A 19,745-nucleotide genomic window follows, 5' to 3' on the forward strand; every position below is an offset into this window, starting at 1 on the left:
ATTTTAACTGAAACTTAAATGTTATAATGTAAAACTGAAACTATTACACATATATTTAAACCAAATACCATTAAATACATCAATTTATTTGTTATCTCTTTTATATTTACTGTTATATTTTGGGATTGTACTAATATCAATATAGGAAATATAATAGGAATAAAATATCTACCTTGAATTCCTGATATTAATGTTGAACCCACGGGCGTCCATTGTACATATAAGCTTGTAGAAATTAACATTATAATTGAAAATACTAAACCAAAATAAATGTATTTCTCATTAATTAGATTACTACTATAAGACTTATTATCAATAAAGGTTGCAATAATTAATACTAATAAATATAAAAGTAAAACAATGTGATTAATAGGAATATCTAACCATCCCATTTGTGTACCTAACATTGTATATAAAAACATTTCACCGTTATTAATATATGTTCGTACTAAAGCAACAATATAGTATAAAGGTCTTGTAAGAATCAATTTTACTTGGCTAGCACTATCAACTCCTGGATTAAATTCTATTAAATAATTAGAAGATATCACAAGCCAAACAATACTTACTACCATAACTGTTAATAAAACCTGTATAATATGTTTAAAATAATTTTTTTTATCACCAAATTTATCCTTAGGTATTAAGAAAAAAACTAAACAAAACGGAACATAGACAATTTTATATAGACTTATAACAATAGCCAATATATACATTAAAACATAATGTTTTCTTTGTAACTTTGAGACATTATATCTTAAATATAATGCAAATGATATCATAGCAAATGAAAGTGCTACAACCATTCCATCGGGTGCTAGTGAAATTGATTCATGAATATTCATTGGTAATAATGAAATTAACAACATAATTTTTTTACCATATGGAATATATTTTATTGACAAGTAAGTTATTACAATAATCGAAATCATATTGAGAATTCGACCAAAATACTCAAGAGCAAGAACATTATTTGTAATTAATCTACCTATAAAAATACCTATTGCTTGTGGCATATAAGATATAGGTGCATATAAAGAGGTATTGGAAAATGTTAAAAACGTTCTATCCGAACTAATATTTTCATTTGATAATTCCTTAACCTCACTTATCCTCATATGCGTTCCAAATGTATTCAATCCAATTGGCAACTCTCTTCCTCCGGCACCCTCATTATTTTTATCAGAAATGAGATGCCCCTCAGATATTTCATATGCTCTGAAAAAATGAGATGGTTCATCAGGTATTCGATTCGGTGGGAGTACAAATTGATAAAATATGCTTAGACAAACAAATAATATCAAATAAATATTTTGAATTTTAATATCTCTTAAGTATAATAAAATACTTATAATTATAAATAGAATAGTCGTAATTATAATGCATATATATAAAATTAAATTTTTATCATTATAACTATAAATTAATTTATAGCATAAACTTGATCCAACTTTTTCTTCACCTGAAACTATAAGATCACTATTTGGAATATTTGTATTTTGATAAGCTGCGATAGCATTACTATCACTATCAGCATCAGTTTCAATCCTTATAATATATTCATTATTTTTAGTATTCTTTAGCTTTTTATCAAGAACAAAATTATAATACTCATTATCACCTAATTTACTAGTATTAATTTCCCATTTTTGAATCTCATTTTTACCTTCTAGTAAAGTTATCATCAAATTCGAGGTATTTTCCCTCGCAAAGGTTCCAAATAACAAAGATATTCCTTCTAATGTATTTTTATCGGACATAAACTTTTGTTCCAAATACATATTGTTTAATATCGGACCTACATAACTTGATGGAGCGATATCACTACTTGTCCAAATTGTAGTTTCTGTATTTCTATTAATATTATATATAAATATAATCATTAAGAAATAGATGAATAAAGTTATACCACTATACTTTATAATATTTTTTTTCACTTTATTTATAGCTCCTTATTTAATTGTTTTATATGTAAATTTATATGTAATAGTGGTTTATACATACGTATAAACCACTATTTAGAAAACATCTAAGTATATGTCAAAAGCACAGACCAAAACGCTCTAAGTCAGAATTGATATTGCCATACAGTACAATAACATTCATTCAAATTAATAATAGTTAATAATTGCTTAAACCTTAACTAATTTATTCTTTAAGTTCAATATAGGTTTCTCTATTATATTCCATGATAAGATAGATACTAATAAAACAACTATGCTAGACAATACAAAAAAAGTAGAAAAACCTAATTTGTCTTTAAAATATAAAGCTAAAAATTGTTGAATTGGAAATGCATATATATATATTCCATATGACCAGTCTCCATACTTTTTTATGTTCATAAATGGTCTAAGTAAACATATATACATAGTTACATAAGGTAATAACAATAATAAACTATACTTAACATATCCATAACGAGCTGATAAAATTAGTAAAATAGTAAATAGTAAAAATATATTTTTATTATACTTAATTTTATCTTTATAACAGTATATCATTGATCCTGCTATAAAATAATACCCCAATTCAATTAAGGAATTAACTCTACTAGTTCCAAACAACCAAAATACATCATCAATTATAATAGGAGCTTTTCCAAAACGTATATTATAAAATACTAGTAATAAGCTGATTATGTATATTAGTTTCATACGTTCTCTTTTTTTCAAGACACTATACGTGGAAATAAACATGATAAAAAAATAGCAAGCAACTTCATAGGGCAAGGTCCACATAGATGCATTTATACTACTTGGAAAAGGGTTTTTACTAAATACATCTGCTAATGAATAGTGAAAACCAAAAATACCAAAAGTTACATTATAAAATAGATATTTGAATGGATCACCTGTTCTTAAATACTCAATAAAATCTAATTCACTTACTATTGGTCCTAAAATAAATACGCTTAATACTAAAGAAAAGAATAGAGCAGGAAATATTCTTAAGCCCCTCTTTATAATGTAATCTTTATTACTTTTTGAATTCATCATACTCTGAGTGATTAGAAAACCACTAATAATAAAAAACATATATACAGCAACAGAACCAGATCCTATCTGCTCTCTAGAAAAAATGGCTAAAAAATCTTTAGCACCTGTAGGGCTACTTAACGTTGGACCATATAAAACAGGGTACGTATGTCCATATAAAACAATTACTGCTAATATAAGCCTAATTATATCCATTGAATTATTCTTATAATTATATTTATCTTCAAATGAGATAACCCCTTTATGCTTTGCTAACATTTAACTTATTCCTCCCAAAATGATCTAAAAGATTTATTAATTATCATTTTACATTATGATCTTAAGATAAAATTCTTTGCTTCACTTCCACTATTATTAGTTATATAACTTTTTAATACTCTCTCATGTGCTTTGCTAGCAACTTTTTGCCTTAATTCTTTATTCTCGATTAATATAACCAACGCTTTTAACCATTCCTCTCTATTTTTGCATAAATATCCATCAACACCATCGTTAATAACTAATGCCAATTCGTCATTATAACTTGCAACTGTAGGAACCTTTACCAATGCCGCCTCTGTCCATTTATTTTCAGATTTACAAGCATGAAAAAAAGTATTTTCTAACGGCATTAAGTTAATGTCAATCGAAGCAATTTCTTTAGGTAAATTTCTCCAGTCCATAAAATCAAAATGCTCAAGCCTATTGCTATATTTATTAAATTGCTCATCTATTTCTAAGCAACCACCAGTTTTTAAGTATACATTTGGATACTTTTCCATTATTTTTATTAAAGCCTGGCTAATTATCTCAAAATCTGCATTATGCGTATTGGATCCACTAAAATATCCCAATACAATTCTTTCTTTATTACTATCTTTATCTTCTATAGCTCTCAGAGATAATGTCAACATTTCAAGACTTGCAACATTTCTATTTACACAAACAGGTATATTCGGAAAATCAGCACTTATAGCATCTTTCATATGTTTGGTAGAAGTCAAAAAACCATCACATAATTTCATACATTCAAAAATATTATGTGAATAGTTCTCAAAATCTTTATATTCAGGATGTTTTAAAAACTCGAGAGATTTTATTTTATCATAATTAAAAATAAAATCATCTATATCATAAAATACCTTTATATTATATCTATGGCACTTTTCTACAAATTCTCTAATACTATCAGTAATTGAACACCTATAAATTACTACCGATTGATACATATTTAAATCAACATTATTCAGATCTTTGGTTTCAATAAACTTTGACACAATTCCAAGTGTCAGTAATTGTTCGATAAAATGTTCTACCCTATAACGTGACGAAAATGATATATATTCAGCAATAAAGAGAACTTCTTTTTTGTCCACCATACTTATAAGCTCACTATAGCTATTCTTATAATAATTTAATATACAATCTAAAGCTACAGAAGCATCAATTTTAGGAATTATTATACCTTTTTTATACTCTCCTACTCTTTCTGCTGGCGCCCCAATATCAAAAACAGCCACTGGATATCCCATTTTCATAGCTTCTTCCGTTGTATACGAAAAAGTCTCTGGCCAAATCGATGTAATGAAAAATATATCTATATCATAACTTAAAACTAATTTAGGTATTTCTTCGGGCTTATATTTACCAGTTTGAATAAAATGGTTACTTTCCATTTTTTCCATTGACTCCCCAATAAGAATAATATTAATGTTAAGATTTCTTGATTCGATAATATTCAATAATTCTTTAATTATTTTTACCCCTTTATGTTCGCTAAGAACCCCTAAAAGACCTATATTTAATGTTTTAGTTACTTTATACTTATGATTCAAATCAACTAAATAATTTACCTGATGAGGAATTAGCTTAATATTAGGCAAATCTCCATAAGATTTTTTTAAAAGACTAATAGAGTTATTGGAAAATCCTATAATTTCATCACAATTTTCTAATAACTTTTTCCATTTAATCCTCCATACTGACATACTTTCATATTGCAAATAATTATTAAATTTCATATTATTAACTATACATTTTTCACAATCGCTTATATTAGGGATTCCACAATATTCCCCTTTATAATTTATTAAATTTGTAGAAGGACAAATTGAATAAAAGTCATGTAATAAAAATGTTAAACTAATATCTTTGCTTTCTTTTATTTTTAATATTATATCAAAAAGATTATACAAATTCGGATATGTAACTAACTCATTTATCCATATTTTATTGATATGAAATATATCAAAAATCTGTAAAACTTCTTCGATATTATTAAAGTAATAAGCTAACTTATAATCTTTAAAATAATAATCAAGTGTATAATTGTTTCTACCAATATCATATTTACATATAAAAATACTATTTCCTTCACTGATAATAGCTTTTACTTTATTATTAAGATAAGCAGATGCTCCCCCTCCAATATTATGATCAAAGGCAAACACTACTTTATTTTCCACAATATTACAGCTTATTGCCATTATCATTAAATCTCTAATTTTTTTAACGGGATCCTTTTCACAATATTTAGCTACATCAATATCATAATTTGGGTGCTTTTTTAAAAGAAGTTTTTTATTCTTTTCTAGAAGTTCTTTCTTCTCAGAACTCATAAAACTTCCACCATGTTTATGATACACAAATAGATTTTCAACATGTACATTTTTAAATCCTGCTTTTATAGCTCTTTGACACCAATCATTTTCTTCGCCATACCCTCTAATGAATGTATCATCATCTAATAATCCTACGCTCTTAATTGCATCTCTACTCATGCCCATACAAAAACCAACTCCCGTCGGAATTATTTCAAAAGTTGGATTTATTCTTTGAAACTGACTATCAATTGAATTTACATCTAAATTTTCAAAAATAACATTATCTTCACAAAAATTAGGAAAACTACATATTGTACCACATGTAGTAAATGGCGTTGTAGTGGCCACACTGTTATCTAATAAGATTGGAGCCATAAGTCTTTCTAACCAATATTCAGGTAATTCAACGTCTGTATTCAATAAAACAATATGATTTGTACTAAATTTGAGTCCTTTATTTACTGTTTTAACAAACCCTAAATTTTCTTCATTTTCAAGTACAATTACATTATTCTCTTTTTTCCTTAAGTTATCTAAGAAAGGTGCTATTCTAGAATCTGTACTTTTATCATTTATAATTATCAAACGATATTTCATTTTAGTTCTTTTAACTGAATTAAACAACGCCTCGAAATAATCATATCCATTATAAACAGGTACTATAATATCTATTTTCTCATTATTTTCATCGCTATTGATATACAGATCATTTACATTCTTTTCAATAAGTTCAATAATATTTTCTCTAGGTGTAGATACATCACTAGTAGTAGAAATTTTAAAACCTAAAATATTTCTTATCTCTTTTATTTCTCCATCTTTTAATAAAGTTAACGCAGTCTTTATATTCCTTTTATTTATCTTCTTAATAAATAAATTTATCCTTTTTCTCAATGGATTATTTATCTTATTGAGAAGTATTAAAGACACTTTTCCATTTACTGTACATTCAATATATATTTTTAATTTTTTATAATTAGATATACTACACTTAATTGAAAATCCACTATTTTTTGCATTTTCATTTTTATAAACATTGTATACGTCATCCCTTATAATTCGATCTTTTACATCAACACTATATTCATTTCTATTACTAATTAACTTTACTTTTAAGTCTTCAATTAAATTATTAGAATTAAATACCCACCCAACAACATTCAAGACATCATTGTTTATTTCTAAACAGTCAATACCATAATAAAAATCACTTAATTCTATTTTATTTTTTTTTTTGAATTTATTTTTTATCTGTTTAAATATATTTAAAATTTTCCAACTTTTTGAAGTATAAACCAAAGTCAATTCTTCTCTCACGGCATCTTTTTCCACTAATGCAGCGTGATGATGCTCAATAAAATAATTCTTCTCTTTTTCTAATTGATTATTTTTATTTTCTAACTCACCATTTTTATTTTCTAATTCACTATTTTTATTTTCTAATTCTTCATTTTCATGTTTTAATGTTTCAATTATACCTTTAAGATAATTATTGTAATTAAAGGTATTATCTATCTTATCTTCTAGTTGTGAAACTTTATCTGAAAATTTACATATATCCACCCTAGATTGTTCTAATATAGAATTATTACTCTCTATTAAAGCATGGAATCGATTTTCCAAAGCATTCTTTTCATTTATAAGTTTATCATTGGTTTCTTGTAATTTCTTATTATGATCTTCAATCTGGTTAATATATAATGTAGTTTTTGAATACTCCAATAACTTATCAAATATATCAATATATTCAATTTCATTTATAACTAATATATCTGCAGTTACTTTTATATATCCACTATCTTTTTCATTAAATTGTATGGTTATATTAGGGTCGGTATTATTAAAAAGCAAATAATTACCTATATGAAATCCATTCGTTAAATATTGAATAGTATTTCCATTTGAATTTATAATTCTTAAGTTTTTTAAAATACAGATTGCCGCTTCAATTGGATCTATACGAATAGACTTATAATTTTCAATCGATTCAACTTTTAAATCCAAATGATTATTTTTGATGCAATCATTATATTTATAAGTATGTGATTCATTGAATCCATCCCCTAAATCATAATATATTTTACTAGATAACTTGTTTTGCTTTAATGAGTCAATGTCTATCCTTAATTTCATTTCATATTCATAAATAATATTTTCAATATCACGTCTTTTTTCAAAAACCACTGCCCAAGGACATATAAAACTAACATCAGTTACCAGATTTCTATAAAATGAATTATCCGCAAATATTCTTGCCCAATATTCTAAGAGTTGTACATTAACATGTGTACAATCTTCAATATCATCAGGAGTAGAAGTAAAAATTATTGTGTTAGTATAGTTACATAAATTTTGTATAGCCTCTTTTCCTTTTTCTGGATAAAGGTGTTCTAATACTTCTATTGTAATTATTAAATCAAATTTCTGTGGTATATTTTCTGGTAATGCCTCATCAATTGAATGAACAAAGCAGTATGGTTTTATATCTTCTCTAACCCTTGCAATTGTATACTCAGATATATCAAAACCATAGGCTTCTACTCCTCGATCCCTTAAAGCTTCCACTAAATATCCCATTGCACATCCAGCATCAAGTACAGTCTTAGGATTGTATAATTCAATAATTTCATCTGCAATTTTATTAAATAAAGGTGTCCATTGTTCTCTATCCATGTAATTTCCACCACCATTATTTTCATAAAATTCATTAAAAAAATAACTATTATATTTGGAATTCATTTTTTCTCTCCTATTTTTAGGTAATGATAATCAGTTGTCAAACCATTTATGAGGAATAATATATCGTCCCTCTCCACTATAATCTGAAACTACATTTATTTTCTTAATCATATCTATATAGTGAATCGGTACAGTAGCAGTTTCTTCAAATAATGCAACATTAAAATAATATTGCCCCCCATTTGATCGAAGGCCATAAGGATACTCTAAGGTTATTTTATTTCTTCCATACTTCCATGGTATCTCTATACCATCAAGTAAAGTATTTAATCCACACATATAATCATCATCTATACCTAATAGCGCTATACCGATAACTGGCTCACTCAAATTTTCATCATAAACATCGTATGTTACCCTTATTTTAATATACTCATCATATTTTATTTCTTCTACAGATTGATTGTTTTCATTTAAAATTTCGAAGTTAATAATCTCTGCTATATTATCACCAGGCGTAAACTCTTTTTCAGTATTTTCGATAGAACTATTTTTAATTTCTCCTAAATCTTCAAGTTCTCCTAATTTAAGAAAATCTAAATATTTATCAATAACTTCGTTTACTTCACCCACTAATTTAATTTCTCCGTTATTCAACCATATAGCTTTTGTACAAAATCTTCTAATAGCATTTGTATCATGAGAAACAAATAAAACTGTAGTTCCTCCTTGCATCATACTTTTCATTTTATTCATACATTTAATTTGAAAATGCATATCTCCAACCGAAAGTGCTTCATCCACAATCAAAATTTCAGGTTCAACATTTATAGCTACTGCAAAAGCTAACCTGGCGAACATCCCTGAAGAATATGTTTTTACTGGTTGATTAATAAATTCTCCAATATCTGCAAACTGAACAATATCATCTAAACGCTTGTCCATCTCCTCTTTTGTATACCCCATAATAGTACCGTTTAAATATATATTTTCTATTCCAGTATATTCACTATTAAACCCAGCACCAAGTTCAAGTAATGCTGATATTTTTCCCTTTACTGCAACTTTTCCTGAAGTAGGGGACAAAACTCCTGTTATAATCTTTAAAAGTGTTGATTTTCCAGAACCATTTGTTCCAACTATACCAATATTCTCACCCTTTTCAACTTTAAAGGATATATTGTTTAATGCATAGTGTTTATTATGATACTCTTTATTTTTAAAGCTCAGAGATTCCTTCATTCTATCTAAAGGTCGATCATATAGCTTATATACCTTAAATAATTCTTCAATCTCAATCATTAATTTCCCCATGTTATATCCTTTCTATAATACATCAGCGAAATGTTGTTTTAACTTTTTGTATACAGTGCTACCTACAACTAGCATTACGATGGTGAAACACCAAAAGTATAATGATTGTATTGGCTTATCCCAAAACCATACCTTATTTATTAATGAATCTCTATAACCTTCTGTTATGTAGAAAATAGGATTAAGTACGGCTAACAATCTCAAATTACCAGTAAGTATGGTATTACTCCATAATATAGGGGTCATCCACATAAGTATCTGTAAAATTATTCCGATTATTTGTGATAAGTCTTTAAAAAATGCGTAAATTGAACAAGTTATATAAGATACTCCAATCAATAAAAATATAGTGCAAAAGATATAATAAAATAGCTGCAAAGAATAAACATTTAGTAGATTCCCTTTTAATATAAACATTATAATCGCAAAACCAATAAACACTAAGTGAACATAAAAAGATGAAATAATCTTAACTATTGGCAATATATCAATATTAAAAACAATCTTTTTAACTAAATAGCTATAATCTACTAAGCTACTTGTTCCACTATTTATTGCTTCCTGGATAAAAAACCAAGGTACTAACCCAGCTATAAACCATAGAATATATGGCACACCTTCAATTGGTGATCCGTTTTTCAAACCATATTCAAATACAAACCAATAGACTAATATCGTTACAATCGGTTGAATAAATGCCCATATTATTCCCAAATAAGACCCAGCATATTTTGTTTTAAAATCATTTTTTGATAATCTCCACATTAAAGTTTTATCTTTAAATAAATTATGAAATAGTTCATATAATGGATAAATGTGTTTTATACAAAGCATTATAATGATATCAATAATACAACATAAAATAATTTGCACAGTTAAATTTAATATTCTATATTGATTATAAATACTACTATATATTGTATCACTTAATTTAAATACAATAAATGGGTCACTATTCTCTGCTATTAATTGAAAATTCCCATTAAAATATTCTAAACTTTTGATATTTTGTTGATTATTCTTATCAATAAATATATTCTTATCTAAAATTGTATTGTATGTTTTATAGCTTAACCTAATATCACTAATATTTTTAATACCTTCATTATTACCAAAATCAAATCTAAGATATAATGAATCTAATGGTATTTCTATATTTATATTTTTCAATTTTTCATTATGATTGTAGTTAACTTTAATAGAATTTTGTTCTTTCCAGTCTTCTTTATCCTCTTTTTTATTATAAAAGATTTGAACTTCCTCATCTTTATCCGATTGAAAAGCAAAATCTAAGGAATAAGAACCTTCATTAATATAAAAATAATTTACTATAATAAAATTTGACACTATAATACAAGCTAAAGTTAATATTAGTTTCTTTACGCTTATTCTCATGTTTACTCCATTCATTTGCATTTATAATAACATAAATTATTAATACTTAATCTCTTTCATGTATCTTCTCACTGCATCTTTCCATTTAGGTAATTTTCGGAATCCACTCTCTTCTAGTTTTTCTTTTGAAAGTCTAGAATTTTTAGGTCTCACCGCCTTAGTTGGATATTCTTCCGTCGTAATATGATTTACTCTTGTTTTATAGCCAGCAACTTTAAAAATCTCTTCCGTAAAATCAGCCCATGAACAAACCCCTTCGTTAGTTGCATGATACGTTCCATATTTTTCAGTCATTATCATATCACATAAAAGTGGTGCCAAATCTGCTGTATAAGTAGGAGATCCGAATTGGTCTGCTACTACATTGATTTCATCTCTTTCTTTTCCTAAACGTAACATTGTTTTCACAAAATTATTACCATTAACGCCAAACACCCATGAGATACGTACAATAAAATATTTATCTAATAGAGATCTTACCACTTCTTCTCCTTGAAGCTTTGTTTTTCCATACTGGCTTAATGGAGCAGTTTGGTCATCAACTTCATAAAAGTCTTCACCTACCCCCGGAAAAACGTAATCTGTACTGATATATACCATCTTTGCGTTAATTTCTTTACAGACATCTGATATATTTTTAACCCCATCTACATTTACTTTTTTACATATTTCTTTCTCATCTTCTGCACGATCAACTGCCGTATAAGCTGAACAATGTATTATAACATCCGCTTTACTTTTTATGATAAATTCTCTAGTGGCTTCTTTATCTGTTATATCAAATTCTTCAATATCAGCACCAATATTATCTATATTTCTATCATTTAAACATTTGATTACATCGAATCCTAACTGACCTTTGACTCCAGTCACTAAAACTTTCATATTAAGACCTTACCTTTCATTCTTACATTTAGCATACCAAAACTAAATTAACACACATCAAGAATTTACTTTTTTACATCACAAATCGCAGAATGTGTTTTTTGCATTCTGCGATATAATTCTATCTATCTGCATACATCTTTTCATAATAATTCTGATATTCTCCAGAGATAATATTCTCCCACCAAGGTTTATTATCTAGATACCACTGAATTGTCTTTTTTATACCTTCATCAAATGTTGTTGTAGGCTCCCATCCTAATTCATTTTTAATTTTTGTAGGATCAATTGCATAACGTCTGTCATGTCCTGCTCTATCTGTCACAAAGCGTATTAATTCTTCCCCTTTTCCTAATTCTTTTAGAACAGTTTTAACTACTTCAAGATTTGTTCTTTCATTATGGCCACCTATATTATATACTTCACCAACGGTTCCTTTACGAATGATTAGATCAATAGCGATACAATGATCTTCTACATAGAGCCAATCTCTAACATTATCACCTTTCCCGTAAACTGGTAATTCCTTATCATTTAGCGCATTCGCAATCATTAACGGAATTAATTTTTCTGGGAAATGATATGGTCCATAATTGTTTGAACATCTTGATATTGTTGTTGGAATTTTAAAAGTTCTATTATAGGCTTGAACTAGCAAATCTGCAGAAGCCTTTGATGCTGAGTACGGACTTGATGTATGTAAAGGTGTTGTTTCAGTGAAGAAAAGATCTGGACGGTCAAGAGGAAGATCACCATAAACTTCATCTGTTGATACTTGATGATATCTCTTTATTCCATATTCTTTACACGCATCTAAAAGTACACCTGTACCAATAATATTTGTTTGTAAGAAGATACTAGGATCACTTATCGAACGATCCACATGGCTTTCTGCTGCAAAATTCACTATAATATCAGGATTCTCATCCTCAAATAGCTGATAGATGAATTCACGATCTACAATATTGCCTTTTGCAAATTTAAAATTCGGCTTGTCCATTACAGAAGCAAGAGTTTCCATATTACCAGCATAAGTCAAAGCATCTAAACAAATAATCATATCGCTTGGATATTTGTTAACCATATAATGAATAAAGTTTCCACCTATAAAACCTGCTCCACCTGTTACAATAATCTTCATACTAATTCTCCTTATATTTAAAGTCTACATCACTATCTTTCAACTCAGGTGCTTTTGAATCTTTATCAGAAATAATCGGGTTTTCAATCCCCCATTCTACGTTTATCTCTGGGTCATTCCATTTGATATTACGATCTGAATTAGGAGCATAATAATTATCTGCTTTGTAAAGGAATTCAACGTCATCTGTAAGGGTTAAAAAGCCGTGAGCAAATCCTCTAGGTATTAGCAATTGTCTTTTATTTTCACCAGACAATTCTACTGCAACCCATTTTTTATATGTTGGCGAACCTTCTCTTAAATCTACAGCGACATCAAGAACTGCTCCTTTTGTACAACGGACTAATTTTGCCTGTGAATCTTCCCCTTTTTGAAAATGTAATCCTCTAAGTGTTCCTTTATGTGCAGAGTAAGACTGATTGTCTTGAACAAAATTATAGAAAAGGCCTTCTTTTTCCATCTTCTCTTGAGACCAACTTTCCATAAACCAACCTCTGTGATCACCAAATACTTGTGGCTCTATTATGTAAACATCGAGTACTTCTGTCTTAATAACTTTCATTAGAATACCTTTGCCTTTCAAAAAACTTATTTAAAAAATCTAGTATATAATCTTGCCTTCAGCTACTTGTTTTAGATGCTCACCATATGCTGATTTTCCATACAAGTTTGCAGATTCCATCAATTTCTCTTTTGTTATCCAACCATTTTTATATGCTATTTCTTCTACTGCAGCTATCTTAACACCTTGTCGATTTTCTAGCACTTTAACAAATTCAGTTGAATCTGCTAATGCATCAATAGTTCCCGTATCTAACCACGCATATCCTCTTCCCAATGTTATAACATCAAGTGTTCCGTCTTCTAAATATAATTTGTTTAAATCCGTAATCTCCAATTCTCCTCTATGTGAAGGTTTTACTCTCTTAGCCAATTCACAAACTCTATTATCATAAAAATACAAACCCGTTACACAATAGTTTGATTTTGGATTTTTAGGTTTCTCTTCTAATGAAATTGCTTTTCCATTCTCATCAAATTCTACAATTCCAAATCGTTCAGGATCATCGACATAATAACCAAACACAGTAGCTCCACAATCTTTGGATGCTGCAGCTTTTAAATGCTTAGTAAGCCCATTTCCATAAAATATATTATCCCCAAGTATCATTGCACAAGAATCACCTGCTATAAATTCTTCACCGATAATAAAAGCCTGTGCAAGTCCATCTGGTGATGGTTGCTCCGCGTAACTTAGTTTAATTCCAAAACTAGAACCATCACCTAATAATTTTTTAAAATTTGGTAAATCATGTGGTGTTGAGATTATTAATATATCTTGAATTCCTGCAAGCATCAATGTTGATAGAGGATAGTATATCATTGGTTTGTCATAAACCGGTAGTAATTGTTTTGATGTAACCATTGTCAATGGATAAAGTCTTGTTCCTGATCCGCCTGCTAAAATTATTCCCTTCATTTATCTACCTGTACCTTTCATATTTCTCAGTATTGCGCTCCGTAGAGCAAAATTATATCATATTTTTTCCATATACTCAATATTTTCGACTTTTATTGCTATTTTAATTATTGGTAATCTTCTGAAATAGTCTTACTGGTGTTTTTAATTTATTTCTACATATAAAATTGATTATTCTTATTATATCGTAACGTAATTTAATTACATTCAATGGCAGTCTTTTTCTATTATGGCTAGTATATGTTAGTAATTCAGGAACAGCATCCATATATTGCTTAGATACTATCTCTAATGAAAATTTTTCTTTTTTAATATTTTCTATATTATCTAATAGTTCATTTCGAACAATTTCATTATCAATTAAATAACTAATTGCTTTTGTCCATTCCTGAGTCACATTATTACATAGAATACCATTAACACCGTTCTTAATAATCTTAGTATAGGGCATTATATTAGAATAAATGCCTATAATACCATGTGCACTATATTCAATATATTTATTATAATGTTTACACTGATGGAAATTAGTATTAGGCATAGGGGCAAGTCCTATATCCCAATTCAACTCCCCTAACTTTTTCTGATAAAGTTCATAATTCTCAGTATATGGATAATACTTCAGATTTAATTCATCTACGATATCTGGCTTAGCTCCAAAGAATTCAAACTCTACTTTGTCTTTATACTTATTTACTATTTCATGTATTGTATTAGTTAGAATTGACTCTACATCAGCTTTTCTATCTATAGAACCAGCGAATCCTATTTTAATTAGATTCTTTGAATGCGTTGATTTCCGCTTTTCACCCAACGCTGGTTCTTCAATAATAGCAGAGGTATGAAAATACCCTTTATATTTTTGTAGTAATAATTCAGATGGAGATAATAACATATCACAATAAGTCATAATTTTTTTGATACGCTTTTGAACAGAGACACTTTTATAATATTTTGATGACACTAATCCATCAGCAATGTCTAATATGTCATCATCCAATACATATACAATGTATTTATCTCTTTTCTTTAATGTTTTTACCAACTGTAATGCCATATCACTGTCACTACGCACAAGTATTACTACATCGCTTTCAACACATTCTTCTTGTGTAACATTTCGAAAACTTGAATGTTTAAACTCTATTTTCCCTAATTTATATAAAAAGTTAAGTTGTTCATAAGCACACAAACGAACTGATGGATTTAATATCTCATATAGTAATAATACATTAGTCATAATTTCTCCTAGCACTGATTATTTAGCTTATGCTTTGTAAAGACTCTTAAGATTCTTTTTTATCTTTAATATAAAATAAACAATTTTTCGGATAATTAAAATAAATCTAAATGGTAATCTCTTTAAACAAAATTTTGTTATCTTAGTTTTAAACGAAATATCATAATTATATAGGTCATCGCTTCTCCAAGGTGACATCATATAGTATTCAAGAAATTTATTTTTATATGGGTGATCGGACTTTTTATTCCAAGGCCGATTATAGAATTCATTAAGATAATGTATAAATACGGGCGAATTTCTAGCTTCATCAATTTCTGAAGTTGTATAATAATTACTCAGTGAAAATAATTGTTTTATTTTGGGGCTATTCAGTAAAATCATAAAAGGCATTAGATTATACCTAGGATGTAAAATCTTAATTTTCCCACGACATACAAAATTAATTGTACCTTCACTTAGCATTGGAGGATTATATTTATTATTTTTTATAAACTCAATACAACTCTCCTCGATATTATATTTCCGCCAGTTATCTAGATTAATCAAAACAATACCATCACAAATATAAAGATCATTTTGTCCCATTTTAACTTTATTCTTGATATCTTCCGAATATGGCATTGCAACTCCCGCTATTAAATCTTTACTAAAATCTGAACTCCATAATTCATTTAGTGATGAATTTATGATAATGTCGCAATCTAAATATAAAATCTTATCAATTTCTGTTAAAAAACTTAAGAATAATTTAGCATAGATTGTATACGGATGTCTACTAATTCTATCATTAGGAAAATCAATTTTACAAACCTCATTAAATTTATAAAAGTAAATATTCCTATTATAGTTATCAACAATATTTTTCAATATCTTTATAGTTTCGGCATTTAAATTGTCTTCAATAAAGAAAATATTAATTTGCTGAAAATCTTTATTATTTTCTAGTAAAGATATAATAGAAACTCCAGCTTGCATAGCATAATTTTCATTACATGAATACATTATATTCAATAAGTTTGCTTCTTTTATCATCTTCCTTTTCCTCGATACAATTCATCTAAATATTCAATGTAATGTTCAATATTATGCAATTCTTCTGCTCTTCTTAGTGCCAACTTAGATTTTTTAAGATAATATAAATTGTCTTTTAAAAGCTTATCTATTTCTGATACAAAATCATTATCGCTTTCACAAAGCTTTCCACTCATATCATCGATTATTTCCCTTAATCCCCCTACATTTGATGCAACAACAGGTAATCCAAGTGCTAATGCTTCTACCGCTACAAGCCCATACCCTTCAGTTTTTGATGTTATGCAAAGAATTTTTGATTTTTTTAATATAGGATAAGGATTCTTAATAAATCCAAGTAATTCGATATTACTACTCAAATTTAGTTTTTGTATTAAATTTAAGCATTCATAGTATAGATATCCTTCTCCTATTAATGCAATGTGTATATCAGGATAAATCTGAACTACTCTTTCCATTAAACTAATAAATCGAGTAGGATCTTTTTCATTAGCTAATCTACCTAAATAAATAATATCATATTTTTTTTCTGGATCATATTCAATTGATTTTTCACGTATTTCACTTATATTAATTGGGTTTGATATAACTTTCATTTTCTCTGTTAACAACCTTTGATAAATATACTTATCTTTTATGGTTTTTGAAACAGCAATAATTTTGCAATAACGTGCACTTGAAATTAGATAAGCTAATGAGTAAAATCCATGTTTACTCATCCAATTCCCATAGTGATGTATGTGAGAAATAATAGGAATTTTATTTCCAAAAATAGAGCATATGATACTAGCTCTAAAATCATGAGCGTGAATCAGGTCTGGATTATATTTTTTAACTACACGTTTAATTTCACTGATTGACATCTTACTTACAGGTAGATAGTATATCCCTTGATTGCTTAGTACTTCTCTAATCTTTCCTTCACTAGAAGTATAACAAAAATTATATTTATCCTTCATCTCTTTAATAATTGTGATAGCGACATTTTCTGCTCCAGAATAAGATGAAGAACTAAGTACATGTAAAATTCTTTTTTTTCTATTTTCTTTCTCCATGCCCTTCATCTAATCCTTTCGTTTTATTGTTCTTCTTTAGTGATAGCTATCTGTAAAGCTACCTCATCCTCTTTAATAGCATAAGTTTTTACAATTTCCTGTACCCTTTGCTTTATATCCTCCGCTTCTAGATTACTTGCTTCTTTTAGGTCTTTTAATTGTTCTAAAAATCGTTCTTCATCCATTTCAATTGGTTTACCTATATGTATTAATCGATTTTCAGTCTCTTGCATACCTTCTTCTTTCATTAAAAGCTCCTCGTAAAGTTTCTCACCAGGACGAAGGCCAGTAAATTCAATCATAATATCTTCATCTGGTACATATCCTGATAATCGAATTAAATTCGTTGCTAAATCAAGTATTTTAACAGGCTCTCCCATATCAAGAATAAATATTTCTCCTCCTTTTGCATAAGCGCCAGCTTGAAGAACCAATGATACAGCCTCTGGTATCGTCATAAAATATCGGATTATATCAGGATGAGTAACTGTAACAGGACCCCCAGCACGTATTTGTTTCTTAAATAGAGGTATTACACTCCCATTACTCCCTAGCACATTCCCAAATCTAACGGCAACAAATTCTGTAGTTGAACGATTGTTAAATGTTTGAATAATCATCTCGCAAATTCGTTTCGTCGCTCCCATAATATTGGTCGGATTAACAGCTTTATCTGTGGATATTAAAACAAATTTAGAAGCACCATATTTATCTGCTGCTGAAGCAACTTTAAAAGTTCCAAAAACATTATTCTTTACAGCTTCATTTGGACTGTCTTCCATCAGTGGCACATGTTTATGTGCTGCTGCATGATATACAATATCAGGGTGATAAGTTTTAAAAATCTCATCGACTCTTTTAGTATTTCGAACAGATGCTATAAGTACAATCATATTTAATTTAGGATATTTTTGATGTAATTCTTGTTGGATATCATATGCATTATTCTCATAAATATCTAGAATAATTAATTGTTTGGGTTGGTAACTTGCTAATTGCCTACACAACTCACTACCAATAGAACCACCTCCACCAGTAACCATAACTACTTTACCAGTAACATATCCCATAATAGATTCTAAATCCACTTCTATTGGATCTCTACCTAGTAAATCCTCTACATCAACGCTACGAAGTTTACTAACACTTACATCACCATTCATAACTTGGTAAATTCCTGGTAAAATTTTTAACTCACAGTCTGTTTTTCTGCATATCTCTATAATTTCCTTGATTTCTTTACTTGAAATAGAAGGCATAGCAATATTAATTTCAGATATCCCATATTTTATGGCTGCTTCAGGTATTGCATATCGATTACCAACTACCTTTATACCATGTATAAACATACCTTGCTTTTCAGGTGCATCATCAATTATACATTTCACAGTTTTATCCAAGTGCTCACTAGCCATAATCTCCTTTAAAATTACACTAGCAGCCTGCCCTGCACCAATTATCATCACATTTTTTCCCGACGAGCTTACAATCCTTTTACGTAAGAATAAGCGCAAAGCACGATATGCAAATCTTGTAAAAGTTATAAACGCAAGTAAGAACATACCATATGCAATATAGTAGCTCCTTGGCATACGCAGATTAAAAAATAACAATCCAACCATTTGAAGTATAGATGAAATAACACAACTAGAGATAATATTCTCCAATTCATTTAAACCAGCAAAGATCCAAAGACTATGATAAAGTCTGAATATGTAAAATATAAGCAACGTACAAATCACATTAATTGGTAAGTAAGTCCATAAATGATCCAAATATATAGTTTCTACCTTCCAAAAAATAAAGTCAAAACGAAAAAGCAATCCCATAATACTTGCTGCCACAATACAACAAATATCTAAGGAAATCAGAAAAATTCTTCGAATAATTAATTGTTTATCTAAAATTAATTTTTGCATATTGCTCCCTTATACATATAT

13 protein-coding genes are annotated in these 19,745 nt (G+C 28.2%); all 13 read right to left on the reverse strand.

What is annotated here, in order from left to right:
• Nucleotides 1–14: 14 nt before the first annotated feature.
• Nucleotides 15–1,727 carry a DUF2142 domain-containing protein gene (locus tag BN4220_RS06950; protein ID WP_197467903.1) on the reverse strand — a complete coding sequence of 571 codons (1,713 nt, stop codon included), beginning with the start codon at nucleotides 1,725–1,727 and terminating at the stop codon, nucleotides 15–17.
• Between the two features lie 405 nt (nucleotides 1,728–2,132).
• A complete protein-coding gene (locus BN4220_RS06955) occupies nucleotides 2,133–3,257 on the reverse strand; it encodes an acyltransferase family protein (RefSeq protein ID WP_066715067.1) in 1,125 nt (374 codons plus the stop codon).
• Nucleotides 3,258–3,310: 53 nt separating this feature from the next.
• Nucleotides 3,311–8,320 carry a glycosyltransferase gene (locus tag BN4220_RS06960; RefSeq protein ID WP_066715068.1) on the reverse strand — a complete coding sequence of 1,670 codons (5,010 nt, stop codon included), beginning with the start codon at nucleotides 8,318–8,320 and terminating at the stop codon, nucleotides 3,311–3,313.
• Between the two features lie 30 nt (nucleotides 8,321–8,350).
• Nucleotides 8,351–9,574, reverse strand: coding sequence for an ABC transporter ATP-binding protein (locus BN4220_RS06965; protein WP_066715070.1), 1,224 nt, complete (start codon nucleotides 9,572–9,574; stop codon nucleotides 8,351–8,353).
• A gap of 12 nt (nucleotides 9,575–9,586) precedes the next feature.
• On the reverse strand, nucleotides 9,587–10,969 hold the full coding sequence (locus tag BN4220_RS20450; protein ID WP_242867752.1) for an ABC transporter permease: 1,383 nt from the start codon (nucleotides 10,967–10,969) through the stop codon (nucleotides 9,587–9,589).
• A gap of 39 nt (nucleotides 10,970–11,008) precedes the next feature.
• A complete protein-coding gene (rfbD, locus tag BN4220_RS06975; RefSeq protein WP_066715072.1) occupies nucleotides 11,009–11,854 on the reverse strand; it encodes a dTDP-4-dehydrorhamnose reductase in 846 nt (281 codons plus the stop codon).
• 121 nt (nucleotides 11,855–11,975) lie between these two features.
• Complete coding sequence (gene rfbB, locus BN4220_RS06980; protein ID WP_066715074.1) at nucleotides 11,976–12,995, reverse strand: dTDP-glucose 4,6-dehydratase; 1,020 nt, start codon at nucleotides 12,993–12,995, stop codon at nucleotides 11,976–11,978.
• Between the two features lies 1 nt (nucleotide 12,996).
• Entirely contained in the window at nucleotides 12,997–13,557 is a 561-nt protein-coding gene (gene rfbC / locus BN4220_RS06985) for a dTDP-4-dehydrorhamnose 3,5-epimerase (protein ID WP_066715076.1), read from the reverse strand.
• Nucleotides 13,558–13,596: 39 nt separating this feature from the next.
• The gene (gene rfbA, locus BN4220_RS06990) at nucleotides 13,597–14,475 is read right to left on the reverse strand and encodes a glucose-1-phosphate thymidylyltransferase RfbA (RefSeq protein ID WP_066715077.1); all 879 of its coding nucleotides are present in this window, start codon (nucleotides 14,473–14,475) and stop codon (nucleotides 13,597–13,599) included.
• A 103-nt stretch (nucleotides 14,476–14,578) separates the two neighbouring features.
• Nucleotides 14,579–15,715 carry a glycosyltransferase family 1 protein gene (locus tag BN4220_RS06995; RefSeq protein ID WP_066715079.1) on the reverse strand — a complete coding sequence of 379 codons (1,137 nt, stop codon included), beginning with the start codon at nucleotides 15,713–15,715 and terminating at the stop codon, nucleotides 14,579–14,581.
• Between the two features lie 27 nt (nucleotides 15,716–15,742).
• Nucleotides 15,743–16,750, reverse strand: a complete 1,008-nt coding sequence (locus BN4220_RS07000) for a glycosyltransferase family 8 protein (protein ID WP_066715081.1) — start codon at nucleotides 16,748–16,750, stop codon at nucleotides 15,743–15,745.
• On the reverse strand, nucleotides 16,747–17,814 hold the full coding sequence (locus tag BN4220_RS07005; protein WP_066715085.1) for a glycosyltransferase: 1,068 nt from the start codon (nucleotides 17,812–17,814) through the stop codon (nucleotides 16,747–16,749). The genes BN4220_RS07000 and BN4220_RS07005 overlap by 4 nt, the downstream gene beginning before the upstream one ends.
• A gap of 14 nt (nucleotides 17,815–17,828) precedes the next feature.
• Entirely contained in the window at nucleotides 17,829–19,724 is a 1,896-nt protein-coding gene (locus BN4220_RS07010) for a polysaccharide biosynthesis protein (RefSeq protein WP_066715086.1), read from the reverse strand.
• Nucleotides 19,725–19,745 lie beyond the last annotated feature (21 nt).

It is taken from the genome of Clostridium sp. Marseille-P299, assembly GCF_900078195.1.
GTDB lineage: Bacteria > Bacillota > Clostridia > Lachnospirales > Lachnospiraceae > Lachnoclostridium.